The sequence below is a fragment of the Kistimonas ophiarachnellae genome (assembly GCF_057552235.1).
On record NZ_BAAJPA010000104.1, the window covers coordinates 1 to 220 of the forward strand.

Below are 220 nucleotides of genomic sequence, written 5' to 3' on the forward strand. Positions count from 1 at the left end.
ACGGATGCAGACACTACCGATAACCACACCTTCAACATCGTGACCCAACCGGCAGAAGGCTCGGTAACCAACAACAATGACGGCACCTTCAGTTTCAATCCGGGCAGTGACTTCCAGGACCTGGCCGCGGGAGAAACCCGTCAGGTCACGTTTACCTATGTAGCGATTGATGATTCCGGTCTCGGAAACAACACCAGTGAACCGGCCACGGTCACGATAA

General features: G+C 54.1%; 1 protein-coding gene. It reads left to right on the top strand.

Annotated features, from left to right (window positions below):
• The coding region (locus AC27K1_RS21835) for an Ig-like domain-containing protein (RefSeq protein WP_487152903.1) at positions 1 to 220 on the top strand (220 nt) is incomplete at both ends.